The 15,582-nt window shown below is 56.4% G+C and carries 11 protein-coding genes; 9 read left to right on the top strand and 2 right to left on the bottom strand.

Annotated elements, in window-relative coordinates; all coding sequences use genetic code 11:
- Positions 1 to 39 precede the first annotated feature (39 nt).
- The 4 genes from treR to IMQ56_RS12250 all read left to right on the top strand — a co-directional run bounded on the left by treR (position 40) and on the right by IMQ56_RS12250 (position 5,121).
- Positions 40 to 987: a trehalose operon repressor TreR gene (gene treR, locus IMQ56_RS12265; RefSeq protein ID WP_017383908.1), complete on the top strand. Its 948-nt coding sequence runs from the start codon at positions 40 to 42 to the stop codon at positions 985 to 987.
- Between the two features lie 127 nt (positions 988 to 1,114).
- A complete protein-coding gene (gene treB, locus IMQ56_RS12260; RefSeq protein ID WP_020480548.1) occupies positions 1,115 to 2,533 on the top strand; it encodes a PTS trehalose transporter subunit IIBC in 1,419 nt (472 codons plus the stop codon).
- A 51-nt stretch (positions 2,534 to 2,584) separates the two neighbouring features.
- Positions 2,585 to 4,240 (top strand): alpha,alpha-phosphotrehalase, encoded by a 1,656-nt coding sequence (gene treC, locus IMQ56_RS12255; RefSeq protein ID WP_047726452.1) that lies wholly within the window; start codon positions 2,585 to 2,587, stop codon positions 4,238 to 4,240.
- 134 nt (positions 4,241 to 4,374) lie between these two features.
- Positions 4,375 to 5,121 carry an oligogalacturonate-specific porin KdgM family protein gene (locus IMQ56_RS12250; RefSeq protein WP_017694639.1) on the top strand — a complete coding sequence of 249 codons (747 nt, stop codon included), beginning with the start codon at positions 4,375 to 4,377 and terminating at the stop codon, positions 5,119 to 5,121.
- A gap of 8 nt (positions 5,122 to 5,129) precedes the next feature.
- Here the strand turns inward: IMQ56_RS12250 and IMQ56_RS12245 are convergent, their stop codons facing one another.
- Complete coding sequence (locus tag IMQ56_RS12245) at positions 5,130 to 5,789, bottom strand: MurR/RpiR family transcriptional regulator (RefSeq protein ID WP_015572516.1); 660 nt, start codon at positions 5,787 to 5,789, stop codon at positions 5,130 to 5,132.
- 179 nt (positions 5,790 to 5,968) lie between these two features.
- On the opposite strand from IMQ56_RS12245, the gene IMQ56_RS12240 reads away from it, so the two are divergent.
- The 5 genes from IMQ56_RS12240 (at position 5,969) to nrdG (ending at position 13,626) form a co-directional block, all read left to right on the top strand.
- Complete coding sequence (locus tag IMQ56_RS12240) at positions 5,969 to 7,366, top strand: fructose-specific PTS transporter subunit EIIC (RefSeq protein ID WP_150390774.1); 1,398 nt, start codon at positions 5,969 to 5,971, stop codon at positions 7,364 to 7,366.
- Between the two features lie 11 nt (positions 7,367 to 7,377).
- Positions 7,378 to 9,975: a glycoside hydrolase family 38 C-terminal domain-containing protein gene (locus IMQ56_RS12235; protein WP_196064029.1), complete on the top strand. Its 2,598-nt coding sequence runs from the start codon at positions 7,378 to 7,380 to the stop codon at positions 9,973 to 9,975.
- Between the two features lies 1 nt (position 9,976).
- Positions 9,977 to 10,549, top strand: a complete 573-nt coding sequence (locus IMQ56_RS12230) for a PTS sugar transporter subunit IIA (RefSeq protein WP_017694643.1) — start codon at positions 9,977 to 9,979, stop codon at positions 10,547 to 10,549.
- Between the two features lie 368 nt (positions 10,550 to 10,917).
- Complete coding sequence (gene nrdD, locus IMQ56_RS12225; protein WP_015572514.1) at positions 10,918 to 13,056, top strand: anaerobic ribonucleoside-triphosphate reductase; 2,139 nt, start codon at positions 10,918 to 10,920, stop codon at positions 13,054 to 13,056.
- Positions 13,057 to 13,161: 105 nt separating this feature from the next.
- Positions 13,162 to 13,626: an anaerobic ribonucleoside-triphosphate reductase-activating protein gene (nrdG, locus tag IMQ56_RS12220; protein WP_023302982.1), complete on the top strand. Its 465-nt coding sequence runs from the start codon at positions 13,162 to 13,164 to the stop codon at positions 13,624 to 13,626.
- Between the two features lie 32 nt (positions 13,627 to 13,658).
- On the opposite strand, the gene IMQ56_RS12215 is transcribed toward nrdG, so the two are convergent.
- Entirely contained in the window at positions 13,659 to 15,569 is a 1,911-nt protein-coding gene (locus IMQ56_RS12215) for a PRD domain-containing protein (protein ID WP_017383912.1), read from the bottom strand.
- Positions 15,570 to 15,582 lie beyond the last annotated feature (13 nt).

Below are 15,582 nucleotides of genomic sequence, written 5' to 3'. Positions count from 1 at the left end.
GCTCAATTGATTATTTTTCGTTGTTACAGGGAATACAGCATGCAGAACCGCCTTACGATTAAAGATATCGCGCGTTTAAGCGGCGTGGGGAAATCGACTGTCTCACGCGTGCTGAACAACGAAAGCGGTGTCAGCGAGCGCACACGCGAGCGCGTCGAGGCGGTGATGAATCAGCACGGTTTTTCCCCTTCCCGCTCCGCGCGCGCCATGCGCGGGCAGAGCGATAAAGTGGTCGCCATTATTGTCTCGCGTCTGGATTCCCTCTCCGAAAACCTCGCCGTACAGACGATGCTGCCCGCGTTCTACGAGCAGGGCTACGATCCGATCATGATGGAGAGCAAGTTCTCCGCGCAAATGGTGGAGGAGCATCTCGGCATGCTTCAGCGCCGTAATATTGATGGGGTGGTGCTGTTCGGATTTACCGGCCTAAAAGAGGACGTGCTTAAACCCTGGCAGCCGTCACTGGTGCTGCTGGCGCGCGACGCCAGCGGGTTTGCCTCTGTCTGTTACGATGACGAAGGGGCGATCGTGATCCTGATGCAGCGCCTGTATGAACAGGGCCATCGGCATATTAGCTATCTCGGCGTGCCGCATGCCGACATCACCACCGGCAAGCGTCGCCACGAAGCGTACCTGGCGTTTTGTAAAAAACACAATCTTCCCGCCGTGGCCGCGCTGCCCGGTCTGGGTATGAAACAGGGATATGAACAGGTCGCCAGCGTGCTGACGTCACAAACCACCGCCCTGGTATGCGCCACGGATACCCTTGCATTGGGTGCGAGCAAATATTTGCAGGAGCAGCGCATCGGGGAACTGCAATTAGCGAGCGTGGGAAGCACGCCGCTGATGAAGTTCTTACACCCGGAGATTATCAGCGTTGATCCGGGTTACGCCGAGTCTGGCCGGCAGGCTGCCGCGCAGCTGATCGAGCAGATTACCGGGCGTACCGAGCCCCGTCAGATCGTTATTCCAGCCCATCTCTCATAATTCTTTTGAATAGATTATTGTGATCTTCGCCCGATTTCGGGAACGTTCCCATTTTCGCCGTCACGTTGAAGGAGTAGGCTTGCGCACAGGTCATAACCACTATCACCATCTGTCATGAGGTTTCATGATGAGTAAAGTCAAACAAACAGATATCGATCAGCTGATCGTCCTGGTCGGCGGACGCGATAACATCGCCACCGTCAGCCATTGCATTACCCGCCTGCGCTTCGTGCTTAACGATCCGGCCAAAGCCAACCCGAAGGCCATTGAAGAGCTTTCTATGGTTAAAGGCTGCTTCACCAACGCCGGGCAGTTTCAGGTGGTGATTGGTACCGAAGTGGGCGATTACTATCAGGCTCTGCTGGCGACTACCGGGCACTCTTCCGCCGATAAAGAGCAGGCGAAGAAGGCCGCGCGCCAGAATATGAAATGGCATGAGCAGCTGATTTCCCATTTTGCGGAGATCTTCTTCCCGCTGCTGCCAGCGCTGATCAGCGGGGGCTTAATTCTGGGCTTCCGTAACGTCATCGGCGATGTGCCAATGAGCGACGGCAAAACCCTGGCGCAGATGTACCCGGCGCTGCAAAGCATCTATGACTTCCTGTGGCTGATTGGCGAAGCGATCTTCTTCTATCTGCCGGTCGGGATCTGCTGGTCCGCGGTGCGCAAAATGGGCGGAACGCCAATTCTCGGTATCGTGCTCGGCGTGACGCTGGTCTCTCCGCAGTTAATGAACGCTTACTTACTTGGTCAGCAAACGCCAGAGGTGTGGAACTTTGGCCTGTTTACCATCGCCAAAGTGGGCTATCAGGCGCAGGTGATCCCGGCATTGCTGGCGGGCCTGGCGCTGGGCTTTATTGAGACGCGCCTGAAGCGCATCGTGCCGGATTACCTCTATCTGGTGGTGGTCCCGGTCTGCTCGCTGATCCTGGCAGTGTTCCTGGCGCACGCCTTTATCGGTCCGTTTGGCCGCATGATTGGCGACGGCGTGGCCTTCGCGGTCCGTCACCTGATGACCGGCAGCTTCGCGCCAATCGGTGCCGCGCTGTTTGGCTTCCTCTACGCTCCGCTGGTGATCACCGGCGTGCATCAGACCACGCTGGCGATTGATATGCAGATGATCCAGAGCCTCGGCGGTACGCCTGTCTGGCCGATCATCGCCCTGTCTAACATTGCGCAGGCCTCGGCGGTAACCGGCATCATCATCGTCAGCCGTAAGCACAACGAGCGAGAGATCTCCGTTCCGGCTGCCATCTCCGCTTACCTCGGCGTCACTGAACCAGCGATGTACGGTATCAACCTGAAATACCGCTTCCCGATGCTCTGCGCGATGATCGGCTCCGGTCTGGCGGGCTTGCTGTGCGGCCTGAACAGCGTGATGGCGAACGGGATTGGCGTCGGCGGCCTGCCGGGTATCCTCTCCATTCAGCCCGCGTTCTGGCAGGTATTTGCGCTGGCGATGGCGGTGGCGATTATCATCCCAATGGCGCTGACTACTGTGGTTTACCAGCGTAAGTTCCGTCAGGGCACGTTGCAGATTGTTTAATTCTCTCTTTCGGGGCGCAGTTGCGCCCCTTCGCATTTGCAGGAACGTACTATGAATACCCTTCCTCACTGGTGGCAGAACGGCGTCATCTATCAGATTTACCCAAAGAGTTTCCAGGACACCACCGGCAGCGGCACGGGCGATCTGCGCGGCGTGACGCAGCGCCTGGACTACCTGAAAACCCTCGGCATTGACGCCATCTGGCTGACGCCGTTTTATATCTCCCCGCAGGTGGATAACGGTTACGACGTGGCGAACTACACTGCCATCGATCCGACCTACGGCACGCTGGACGACTTTGACGAGCTGGTTGCCCGGGCGCATGAACGCGGCATCCGCATCGTGCTGGATATGGTCTTTAACCACACGTCCACGCAGCACGCCTGGTTCCGTGAGTCGCTGGATAAAGCGAGTCCGTACCGCCAGTTCTATATCTGGCGCGACGGTACGCCGGATACGCTTCCCAACAACTGGCGCTCCAAATTTGGCGGCAACGCCTGGCGCTGGCACGCCGAAAGCGAGCAGTATTATCTGCACCTGTTCGCACCGGAGCAGGCGGATCTCAACTGGGAAAACCCGGCGGTGCGCGCCGAGCTGAAAAAAGTGTGCGAGTTCTGGGCCGATCGCGGCGTGGACGGCTTGCGTCTGGACGTGATTAACCTGATTTCAAAAGATCAGGATTTCCCGGACGATACCCTCGGCGACGGTCGCCGCTTCTACACTGACGGGCCGCGCATCCACGAATATCTCCAGGAGATGAGCCGCGACGTCTTTACGCCGCGTAATCTGATGACGGTGGGCGAGATGTCCTCCACCTCGCTGGAGAACTGCCAACAGTACGCGTCTCTTGACGGCCGCGAGCTGTCGATGACCTTCAACTTCCACCACCTCAAGGTAGACTACCCCGGCGGCGAAAAATGGACGAAGGCGAAGCCGGACTTCGTGGCGCTAAAAACCCTTTTCCGCCATTGGCAGCAGGGGATGCACAACAAAGCCTGGAACGCGCTGTTCTGGTGTAACCATGACCAGCCGCGCATCGTGTCGCGCTTTGGTGACGAAGGGGAACACCGCGTGGCGGCGGCGAAAATGCTCGGCATGGTGCTGCACGGGATGCAGGGCACGCCGTATATCTACCAGGGTGAAGAACTGGGTATGACCAACCCGCATTTCAGCCGTATCACCGACTACCGCGACGTGGAAAGCCTGAACATGTTCGCCGAACAGCGGGCTAACGGTCGCGATACGGATGAACTACTGGCGATTCTGGCGAGTAAGTCACGCGATAATGGCCGCACGCCGATGCAGTGGGACGCCTCGCATAATGCGGGCTTTACCGAGGCCGAGCCGTGGATTGGCGTCTGCGACAACTACGAAACCGTGAACGCCCGCGCGGCGCTGGACGACCCCAATTCGGTGTTTTACACCTATCAGTCGCTGATTCGCCTGCGCAAAACCTTGTCGGTACTGACGTGGGGGGATTATGAGGATCTCCTGCCTGACCACCCTTCCCTGTGGTGCTACCGCCGCCAGTGGCAGGGACAAACGCTGATGGTGGTGGCAAACCTGAGCCGCGCGCGCCAGCAGTGGCAGCCCGCCCCCGTAGAGGGAGCATGGCGGGTGGCACTCAGCAACTATGAAGAGGTTCCCTTCCGACCCGATACGTTGCTATTGCGCCCGTTTGAAGCTATCTGGTGGGTGCAGGAATAAACCTCAGGAGATACAGCATGCTGTATCTCTTTTTTTATGTTTAGCGATACGCTAAATGTACGACGATAACTTTTACAATATGGCGCACTCAAAATAAAAATAGCCTGCCAATTAAATAACCTCGGCAGGATATTATGAAAAAGATAATTATTAAAGCAACGTGTATTAGCGCATTATTATTGAGCACACAGGGATGGTGCGGGAATACGTCCGTCGACCTTCGCTTTGGTCATAATACGCGCTCAGACGTAAATGATTCACGCATTAAGGTCATGCATCAGGCGAATAACGGTTTTTACTTCTCCGTTGAAGCCGCACAAAACCATAATGATACGTTTTTTGGTGATACCGACAGATATAATCCCGACGACAAGGGGTTAACGGAAGCGGCACAGGAAATCGAAACGCGCTGGCGTTTTGATCTGGGAAATGGTTTCGCCGTTGCGCCTGGCATGGTGACGGTTTTCACCGCCAGCAATACGCATTACCGCCCCTTCATTCAGGGCTGGAAAGCCTTCGATAACGGTCTGAATCTCTCCGCCCGTTACCGCTATAACACCGTCAATGACGCGCATAGCGATAAAGAACTCGACGGCAGCGGTTATACTCGCCGCCAGTCACACCAGTTCGACATTTGGTTCGCGTATAACATCGGCAAATTCGGTATGTCCTATAACCCGCGCTTCCGCTGGCAGGATAACGTCGATCAGGGAACCGGGGATGACACCTACTGGGAGCATACCGTCGCGTTCAACTACAAGCTCGACGATGGCTGGACGCCATACGTCGAACTGGTTTCACTGGATAAAACGTACATCAATAATGACGGCAACCATGAAAATGATTATGCCGTACGTCTGGGAATAGTGAAGCAGCTCTGACGGCCTGACTACACCGTATCGTGCTGTAGCAGCCTACAGCCGATACGGTCCACGGCGCTTAACAGTTCAAGCTGCCCTTCCCGCTGATACAGCGAAACCGCGTTAATGTCGATTGGTAACGGCCAGCATAGCGTTGAGATCGACGCCAGTGTCGACCCCTGACGGGTAATCGCAATAATCTTCAACCCTTTGCGCAGCGCGTTACGCGCCATTTCAATCAGCGACTGCGTCTCCCCGGATTTACTGATCAACACCAGCGTCCCCTTCGATACGCGTGTCAACTGGTGCATGTCATTCAAAATAAGGTGCGGCAGGCTCGCCAGCGACAAAAAGCGCGACAGGTAGTTGAGGCTGGTGAGCGAGGCTCCCCGTGCGTAAAGATAGATATGGCTGGAATGCGTAAGCAACCTGGACACGTCTGTCACAATATCATCCGGCTGCGGCCCCACGTCGGGTGTAGCAGGTGCAGGTGTAAAATGGTCGCGTAAAAAACGGTACCGAAGCTCGGTATAGCTTTTATAGCCCATTTTTTTACATACACGATTAACGGATGTTGTCGTGGTAAAGGTATCACGGGCAATCTCTTTTGCCGATATATTAGAAATATTACACGCATGATGCTGAATGTATTCAAATATCAAACGTTCACTTCCCTGGAATGAATTCATCTATTACGCCCCGTTTAATCCCGAGATGATATTAACACAACAGAGAAATAGTCTCTGGAAGGCGCTTCACACATTGCATTTACGCGTATCACGATACGTAATTAGTATTAGCAAACATTAAAAACTGTTTTAGGTTCTCTTTATACTTCCCCTGTTTTCACATCCAGGGAATTATGACAATGACGAAACAAAAAGTTGTCGCGGTAACGGCCTGCCCGACAGGTATCGCACACACCTTTATGGCGGCGAATAAAATTATTGCATGGGCTAACGAGCACAATATCGAGGTAAAGGTCGAAACGCAGGGCAGCGACGGCGTTAAAAACCGCTTAACAAAACAGGATATCGCCTCCGCCACGGCCATTATTCTGGCAACCGACGTTCCCATTCAGGATGCCGAGCGTTTTGAAAACATTCCTCACCTTCAAACCCGCACACAAGAGCTGATCAAACATACCGATCGCTATCTGCGTCAGGCGCTGGCAAAGGAAAAAAACGTCACCACTGTCGCACAAGAAGACGATCTTCAGCGTTCGGCTTACCAGATTTTTATTGGCCATATTATGGCGGCCATCAGCTATATGCTGCCGGTGGTGGTGATGGGCGGGCTGATGATGGCGACGGCCAAAATAACCGGGCAGTTTATTAACATCGAACATTCGCCGTTCAGCGTGCTGGATAAAGTGGGCTTTATGACCATTAAGTTCATGTATCCCGTTTTTGCGATGTATCTGGCGTTTTCCATTGCCGGTAAACCGGCACTCATCCCCGGTCTTATTGGCGGCATCATGTCAGACGAAGTCTATAAGCGCTTCTTTGATATCGAAGGCTTTATGCCATCCGGCTTTTTCGGCGCCATTGGTATCGGCTTTTTTGTGGGCTATCTGGTGCGCTGGCTCAATGATTCGATTCACGTCCGCCAGCAGCTCACCACCATTAAAACCATGCTGCTCGTCCCGCTGATCACCGGCATTACGCTGGTGATGGTCATGGAATATTTGATTAACCCGATTTTTGGCTCGCTTAACCAGCTGATGGTGGTCTTTTTTACCTCGGCAGGTGACACCGGGCGCGGGTTCTATTCCGCGATGATTGCCGCGGGCACCGCGTTCGACCTGGGCGGTCCGGTCAACAAGGCGGCAGGCTCGGTCGCGCTCGGCCTGAATGGCATGAGCGAGACGTTTGATTTAACCGCCCGCGAACTCTCCATCGTGATCCCCTCCATTGGCGTTGGCTTTGCTGCGTTCCTCAACGGCCGCTTTGGATTACCGGATGTCTTTAGCCAGGAAGATAAAACCGTCGGTAGCACCTCGTTGTTGCTGGGCGTGATTGGGATCTCCGAAGGCGCGATCCCGTTCATCCTGAAAAACCCACGTCTGATCCCGGTGTTCATGACCGGTGCCGTCGCCGGCGCGCTGGTCGCCATTACCCTTGGCGTGAAGCAGACGCTGCCTCTGCCAGCCGTCTGGGGCTGGCCGCTGGCAACCAACGTGGCGGGCTACCTGGCGAGCGTCTTTATTGGCGCACTGATTTGCGCCCTGGGCGTGCTCTATGTCAGCCCAAAGAACGCCAGATAAGGGGAAACGTCATGAATCAGATCCACGTCATTGCCCATACGCACTGGGATCAGGAGTGGTATTTCACCCGTCAGGACAGCATGGTGCTGGCGTCATATAATTTTGCGGACGTCATCAACACGCTGGAGCAGGACTCCGCTTACACCTGCTATCACCTTGACGGACAGATGGCGGTAGTGGAGGACTTTCTCGCCATCAATCCTGATTATCGCGCCAGGCTGGAAAAGCTGGTCAGAGAAAAAAGGATCTTCGTAGGGCCATGGTATACCCAGACGGACACCTACAACGTGCATGGCGAATCGATTATCCGCAATCTGAAGTACGGCATTTTTGCTGCCCGGGCGCTGGGGCATGCGATGCAGGTCGGGTATCTTCCGGATACCTTCGGCCACAATGCGCAAATGCCCACAATTTTGCAGGGCTGCAATATCGACAATATCGTCTTCTGGCGCGGTATCGATCACGACAGGCACGCCAAAAGCAGCCAGTTCCTCTGGCGCGCACCGTCAGGTGCGACCGTCATCGCCTGTGCGATGGCGCTCGGTTATGGCGCGGCTAAAAACATGCGTTCGGAAGCCTCCCATCTCCAGGGAAAAATCTACCCGATGACCACACTATTGCGTTCACGGGCCGGTCTAAACGACCTGCTCCTGCCCTGCGGCGGCGATCAGGTCAGCATCGACCCGGCGCTGCCGAAAATTCTGGAGGTCGCCAGCGCGCAGTCCCCGGATCAGGACCGTTACTTCATCAGTTCTCTGGAGCGTTATGTAGAAACCCTTCGCGCGCAGCGTGAACAGTTTGAGCTCCTGGAAGGGGAGCTGAAATCGCCGCGCTACACCCGCATCCATAAAACGATCGGCTCCGTGCGCTACGACATCAAAAAGAAAAACGATGAGGTTGAACAGTTCATCCTGCGACAGCTGGAGCCGACAATCGCAATGGCGCGTCACCAGGGGATTCCGGTCAACCTCGCGGTAGTCGACACCCTCTGGAAAACGCTGTTGCGAAACCATGCTCACGATTCCATTGGCGGCTGCAATAGCGATGCCACCAACTGCGACATTCTGCATCGTCTGGAACAAACCGAACAGCTGTGCCATAGCCTGTGGAATCTGGTGGTGAAAACCCTGGCCGCCACCTGCGCTCAGGAAGGCGACCTGCTGATTTTTAACCCGCTGGCTACCCCAACGCAGCGCGTGCTGATAACCACCCTGTATAGCCGGGCAGATAATATCGCCCTGACGTATCAGGGGGAGCCCATCTCTTTCGACGTCCTGAAAAGGGACATTCTGCCCGGCGGAACGGCGATCTCACTTACCGCCGAGGGCGAGTGCGAGACGCCCCTTCCCCCTTATTACCGCTGGCACGTTGCGGTAAAGACACCGGTTCTGCCGCCGATCGGCTATCTCACCGTTAACGTTGAAGAAGACCCTGCGCCTTTCCTGGCGTCTGAAAAGATAAAGGGCAGCGAGATTGAGAATGCGCATTATCGACTGTCGCTGGACGCCGGAACGCTTACCCTGCATGACAAACGCAGCGGCAGACGTATCCCCTCTTTCTTTACCTTTGAAGACTGCGCGGACGCGGGCGACAGCTACGATTTCTCACCGCTTGCGGGCGACGCGCCGACGCGCTGTTCGCATTTTACGCTCGTCGACGGCGTAAAAACGTCGCTTGTCGAAAAGCTGACCGTCGAGGCCACAATGCGTCTTCCGCAGGATCTCGCCAGCCGTCAGGATACGGCCCGAACGCCGTTATCCATTCGTCTGGTCTGCGAATTACGCCACGACGATCCGAATCTGTATGTCGAGGCTTCGCTGGAAAACAGCCACTGCGATCACCGGCTACGTTTACTGATCGGCAGCGATATTCACACCCGTCACGCTATCGCCTCACAGCCCTTCGCAATCATCCAGCGCGAAACGGGATATGACGGTGAACACTGGCAAGAACGCTATCGCGAGAAGCCCGTGGATATCGAAACCAGCGAGGGCATTATCGCTGTCACGGAACCGGGTAAAGCGCTGGTTGTGACTAGCCGTGGCATGAAAGAATTTCAGATTATCGGCAGCGAACCCGCTGCTATTGCCCTGACGATGTTTAAATCGACGGGCGTGCTCGGACGCAGCGATCTCGAATGGCGACCGGGTCGGGCCTCCGGCATCAATAATACGGTGGTTGAGACTCCTGATGCCCAGTTGCTGAAACCGTTGCGCTTTTCATTCACCGTCGCGCTGGCCGACAACGCCGACCACCTCACGCTGCGCCAGCTGGAAAATCAGGCGGCTGGACAGCCCTTCACCTACCAACGGCAAACGCTACACACGCTCGATCACCGTCTTGAGCGCTTTTCGTTGCGTCTGCCCGAGCGCAGGCTTCCGGCAGAGTTCTCGCTACTGACCGTGCCGGAGCCGCTCATCCTTTCCGCTCTGCCCCATGCGCAGCTGCTGCATGGCACCGTCTTACGCGTATTTAACGCCGGGACACAACCGGCTCCCGTCCCGGAAAGTCTGGCAGTGTTACGGCAGATCAACTATCTGGAAGAGCCGATGCAACCGGTAACGGCGATCCTCCCCTCCGCAACCTGCGATTTTTTGATTGAGGCTTAATATGAACTTGCTGGCATTGACGCATCCCGATCTGGTGTTTATCAACCCGCCCCAACGCACGCCGGAAGCAGTGATCCGTTGGCTCACCGAGCCGCTCGCCAGGCGGAAGGTCATCAACGATCGAGAGGCATTTATCGAAAGCGTTTTACAACGTGAAAGTGAAGGCCCTACCGCGCTGGGTGAAGCGCTCGCTGTCCCGCACGGTAAAACCGAGGCGGTGCAACAGGCGGCATTTTGTCTGGCGCTCTTTGACGATCCGATATGCTGGCCGGGACTGGAAGGTGATGAAGAGGTGAGGATGGTTTTCCTGCTCGCCATTCCGCCAGCGGAAGCAGGCAGTACGCATATGCACCTGCTGACGACGCTGACCAGCAGACTCACGGATGAGCGGGTGCGTGAGCAATTGCTGGCGGCGCGTACGCGGGAAGAGGCGATGTCTGCGCTGAGTAATGAAGGTTCTCAAAAACAGGACGATGCCCCCGAAAACTCTCTTCTCATCCCGTTGGTACTGGGCTGCATCGTTACCGTAGCCTTTTTGCAGGCAGGGTTGAGCTGGGCCTGCGGGGTGAGTTAATCGAGCAGCGCTCAGCACAGGCTCTGCTGAGCGCTTGTTTTTGTTGAATAATTAATCAGATTTTTCCTTCGAGTCTTTACAATTGCCCCAGCGCCCGCCGTTTGTACTCTCGTCTTTTTACTTTGTTCTGCATCAAAAAAATCGCAAACTTGTTTGATGCAAATCACTATATGTAGCACTTAAAATGCACGCCAACCCAACATCTTGTATTTATCGTCTACTATTCCAACAACAAGACGGCGCAAACGCTGGCCGGAATTGTGGATAACACGAGCTGGGCACGCGGGAAGTCTTTGCCGCGGCGAGGAATACGTCCGGTGAATACTTCTCCACCTTTGTGGATAACCTGTTTTTAAAATGGAGTGATCATGACACCGCATGTGATGAAACGTGATGGCTGTAAAGTGCCGTTTAAATCAGAGCGCATCAAAGAAGCCATTCTGCGTGCAGCTAAAGCAGCGGGAGTCGATGACGCAGATTACTGCGCCACCGTCGCAGAAGTCGTTAGCAGCCAGATGCATGAACGCAGCCAGGTGGATATCAACGAGATCCAGACCGCGGTTGAAAACCAGCTGATGTCAGGTCCGTACAAGCAGCTGGCGCGCGCCTACATTGAGTATCGTCACGACCGTGACGTCCAGCGTGAGAAACGCGGTCGCCTGAACCAGGAGATCCGCGGCCTGGTAGAGCAAACCAACTCGTCGCTGCTCAATGAAAATGCCAACAAAGACAGCAAAGTGATCCCAACCCAGCGCGACCTGCTGGCCGGTATCGTCGCCAAGCACTATGCCCGCCAGCACCTGCTGCCGCGCGACGTGGTGTCTGCGCACGAGCGCGGTGAGATCCACTATCACGATCTCGACTACTCGCCGTTCTTCCCGATGTTTAACTGCATGCTGATCGACCTGAAAGGCATGCTGACCCACGGTTTTAAAATGGGTAACGCCGAGATTGAGCCGCCGAAATCCATCTCCACCGCGACGGCGGTCACGGCGCAGATCATCGCCCAGGTGGCGAGCCACATCTATGGCGGCACCACCATTAACCGCATCGATGAAGTACTGGCCCCGTTCGTGGCCGAGAGCTTCAACAAACACCGTAAAACGGCGGAAGAGTGGCAGATCCCGGATGCCGACGGTTACGCCCGTTCCCGCACCGAGAAAGAGTGCTACGACGCGTTCCAGTCGCTGGAATATGAGGTAAACACGCTGCACACCGCCAACGGCCAGACGCCGTTTGTGACCTTCGGGTTTGGCCTCGGCACCAGCTGGGAATCACGCCTGATCCAGCAGTCTATTCTGCGCAACCGCATCTCCGGCCTCGGTAAAAACCGTAAAACGGCGGTGTTCCCGAAACTGGTGTTCGCCATTCGCGACGGCCTGAACCACAAGTTTGGCGATCCGAACTATGACATCAAGCAGCTGGCGCTGGAGTGCGCGAGCAAGCGTATGTACCCGGACATCCTCAACTACGACCAGGTGGTGAAAGTCACCGGTTCGTTTAAAACGCCAATGGGCTGCCGCAGCTTCCTCGGCGTGTACGAAGATGAGAACGGCGAGCAGATCCACGACGGGCGCAACAACCTGGGCGTCATCAGCCTGAACCTGCCGCGCATCGCGCTGGAAGCTAAAGGGAATGAAGCGGCCTTCTGGACGCTGCTGGATGAACGTTTACAGCTGGCACGTAAGGCGCTGATGACCCGCATCGCCCGTCTTGAAGGGGTGAAAGCCCGCGTCGCGCCAATTCTCTATATGGAAGGAGCCTGCGGCGTGCGCCTGAAGGCGGACGATGATGTGTCGGAGATCTTCAAAAACGGTCGCGCATCGATCTCTCTTGGCTATATCGGCATTCACGAAACGATTAACGCGCTGTTTGGCGACAAGCACATCTATGACAACGACGCCCTGCGTGAGAAAGGTATCGCGATTGTGCAGCGCCTGCGCGATGCGGTAGACCAGTGGAAAGAGGAAACTGGCTACGGTTTCAGCCTGTACAGCACGCCGAGCGAAAACCTCTGCGATCGCTTCTGCCGTCTGGACACCGCCGAGTTCGGCATCGTGGAAGGCGTGACCGACAAAGGTTACTACACCAACAGCTTCCACCTCGATGTGGAGAAGAAGGTGAACCCGTACGACAAGATCGACTTTGAAGCGGCCTATCCGCCCATCGCGAACGGCGGTTTTATCTGCTACGGCGAGTACCCGAACATTCAGCACAACCTGAAGGCGCTGGAAGACGTGTGGGATTACAGCTATCAGCACGTGCCGTACTACGGAACCAACACGCCAATTGACGAGTGCTACGAGTGCGGCTTTACCGGTGAGTTCGAATGCACCAGCAAAGGCTTCACCTGCCCGAAATGCGGTAACCACGACGCAGCCCGCGTCTCCGTGACCCGCCGCGTGTGCGGCTACCTCGGCAGCCCGGATGCCCGTCCGTTTAACGCCGGTAAGCAGGAAGAGGTGAAGCGCAGGGTGAAACATCTGGGGAATGGGCAGATCGGGTAATCCGCTGCCACGTTAATGCCCGGTGGCGCTGCGCTTACCGGGCCTACGGACCGCTCTCTTTTGTAGGCCGGGTAAGCGCAGCGCCACCCGGCGTGGTTATTCGCGATGAACTATCACCAGTACTACCCCGTCGACATCGTCAACGGCCCCGGCACCCGCTGTACCCTGTTTGTATCAGGCTGCGTTCACGAGTGCCCCGGCTGCTACAACAAAAGCACCTGGCGCCTGAACTCGGGTATGCCGTTTACCGCTGAGATGGAAGACCGCATCATCAACGACCTGAACGACACGCGCATCAAACGCCAGGGGATCTCGCTCTCCGGCGGCGACCCGCTCCATCCGCAAAACGTGCCGGCGATCCTGAAGCTGGTAAAACGCATCCGCCGCGAGTGCGCAGGAAAAGACATCTGGGTCTGGACGGGCTATAAGCTGGATGAACTGAATGCGCAGCAGATGGAAGTGGTGGATCTGATTAACGTCCTGGTCGACGGCAAGTTCGTGCAGGATCTAAAAGATCCTATGCTTATCTGGCGCGGCAGCAGCAACCAGGTTGTGCATCATCTGCGTTGAATGAAGGCGGATATCCTCTGTCCGCCTGAACGTCAAAACCGACTCAAACTCTCCATCGCCTCAGCCTTAAACGCCGCAAAATTCTCGCACTGGCACAGGCGCGCCATCGCGCGTTCACGCAGGAAGGTGACAAAGATGTCGTAAATCGCCATTGCCTCTTCGTACTCGCTTTTGCTGATGGCGAGCAGGAAGATGACATGGGCGGTTTCATCTCCCCACTGAATGCCCTGCGGCGCCAGCACGGTGTAGACCACCGTTTTTTGCGCCAGCAGCCCGAGGGAGTGCGGCAGCGCGATGCCGTCGCCGAGCATGGTGCTGACAATGGCTTCACGCTCGATAACCGATTCCAGAAACTCCGCGCCGACAAAACCTTCCCCTTCAAGCTGCCCGCACAGTTCGCGGAACAGCGTTTGCTGGTCGACAGGCTTGTCGAGAATGCGGAAATGGGCCGCGTCGAAGTATTTTTCCAGCATCCACGGGCGGGTGCGATCCACCAGCACCAGCTTGCCGATCTGCTCTAACTGATAATCGGTCGGGAACGGGGCGATCATCACCACCGGTTTGGATTTTTCGCTCACGCGGGCGGTGGAGATCACGAAGTCTTCGCCAATGGCATCGGCAAGCTCGTACTCACGAAGGGTGAGCGTGCGCGTCACCTCAATCTGCGGATATTTACGCTGAAGTACCGCCTCGATCATGCGCACCATCGCGTTACCGGCATCGCATACCAGCAGCACCCGCGGCTGGCGCTGGTAGCCGATATTGTAATGGCGCTCCAGCCCGACGCCGATATGCAGCACCAGAAAACCAATTTCGTTTTCGCTGATCACATACGGGGTGTATTTGCCCCAGCTCGACACCGCCGCGAGGGTCATATCCCACGCCATCGGGTAGTGCTGCTTGATGTTATCCAGCAGCGGATTGGGGATCATGATTTGATACCGCACGCGGGTGATCATGGTTTTGATGTGCGTGAGCAGATCTGCATGCAGTTGCTCATCGCTCAGCAGGTTGTAGTTATAGTGGGTGTTGATGTAGCGCAGAATGTAGTTGACCAGCGCTTCATCGTCGTCGGCGTTAATCGCGCTGGGGGCGATCTCCTGGATCTGCCGCGCCGCAATGTGCACACACAGCCAGCTCTCTTCTGACGGCGAAAGCGCTTTGCCCGCCAGCTCCTGGATAGCCACCGCGATATCTTTCGCCGCCTCACGCACGTTCTCTTCCACGTCCTCCGCGTGGAATTCCGGCAGCGGATACCCCTCGCTGATGCGCCGCACCGACACCGCGCAGTACAGGCGCAGGAACAGCTCGCCTTCATCGGTCAGGCGAATGTGATGGCGCGTCAGCGCATCGTGCAGCACCGGCACCATCTTTTCCGCCACCCCCGCGTTCAACGCCACGTCGGTCACCAGCGGGTTCAGGCTGTCCTGCTGCGCCAGCTCCCACAGAAGGTCGGTCAGGCAGGCGCGGATCGCCATCTCGCTGCCAAACAGCTTCATCCCGTGGCGCGGGCGGGTTTCCAGCGTCAGGTTGTAACGGTGAAACCACTCACGCACTTCCACCATGTCGCTCTGCAACGTGGCCCGGCTGACGAACCACTCATCGGCCAGATCCTCCAGCTTGAGGGAAAAGGCTGACGTCAGAAAACGCACCACCAGATAGTGCACGCGCTCCGGTCCGGTTCGCGGAATACGCAGCGCGCGCGGGTGGGACGCCTGCAATTGTTGATAGCGCACCACATCATTAATTTTGAGCTGATAGCCGTTGCCCCGGCTCAAAATGAACTGCGCGCCGTGGCTGGCCAGCAGCGCGTTCAGGGCGGTGATATCCGCCCGGACGGTTCGCGTGGAGACCGACAGCCGCTGCGCCAGCTCGTCCTGCGGCAGCGTCTCGTTTTGCAACAGATCGAAAAGTTGCGCTAAACGTTGGTTCGGAAATCGCACGTCGTTGTCCTCT

Source organism: Enterobacter sp. Res13-Sevr-PEC09-46, from assembly GCF_015672585.1.
Lineage (GTDB): Bacteria > Pseudomonadota > Gammaproteobacteria > Enterobacterales > Enterobacteriaceae > Enterobacter > Enterobacter hormaechei_C.
Note: the sequence above shows the minus strand (reverse complement) of the source record. Positions and strands in the feature narration are given on the sequence as shown.

What these genes read in the sequence shown, in the direction of transcription:
- treR (WP_017383908.1), top strand. Translation starts at nt 40, where the DNA reads ATGCAGAACCGCCTTACGATTAAAGATATCGCGCGTTTAAGCGGCGTG.
- treB (WP_020480548.1), top strand. Translation starts at nt 1,115, where the DNA reads ATGAGTAAAGTCAAACAAACAGATATCGATCAGCTGATCGTCCTGGTC.
- treC (WP_047726452.1), top strand. Translation starts at nt 2,585, where the DNA reads ATGAATACCCTTCCTCACTGGTGGCAGAACGGCGTCATCTATCAGATT.
- IMQ56_RS12250 (WP_017694639.1), top strand. Translation starts at nt 4,375, where the DNA reads ATGAAAAAGATAATTATTAAAGCAACGTGTATTAGCGCATTATTATTG.
- IMQ56_RS12245 (WP_015572516.1), bottom strand. Translation starts at nt 5,789, where the DNA reads ATGAATTCATTCCAGGGAAGTGAACGTTTGATATTTGAATACATTCAG.
- IMQ56_RS12240 (WP_150390774.1), top strand. Translation starts at nt 5,969, where the DNA reads ATGACGAAACAAAAAGTTGTCGCGGTAACGGCCTGCCCGACAGGTATC.
- IMQ56_RS12235 (WP_196064029.1), top strand. Translation starts at nt 7,378, where the DNA reads ATGAATCAGATCCACGTCATTGCCCATACGCACTGGGATCAGGAGTGG.
- IMQ56_RS12230 (WP_017694643.1), top strand. Translation starts at nt 9,977, where the DNA reads ATGAACTTGCTGGCATTGACGCATCCCGATCTGGTGTTTATCAACCCG.
- nrdD (WP_015572514.1), top strand. Translation starts at nt 10,918, where the DNA reads ATGACACCGCATGTGATGAAACGTGATGGCTGTAAAGTGCCGTTTAAA.
- nrdG (WP_023302982.1), top strand. Translation starts at nt 13,162, where the DNA reads ATGAACTATCACCAGTACTACCCCGTCGACATCGTCAACGGCCCCGGC.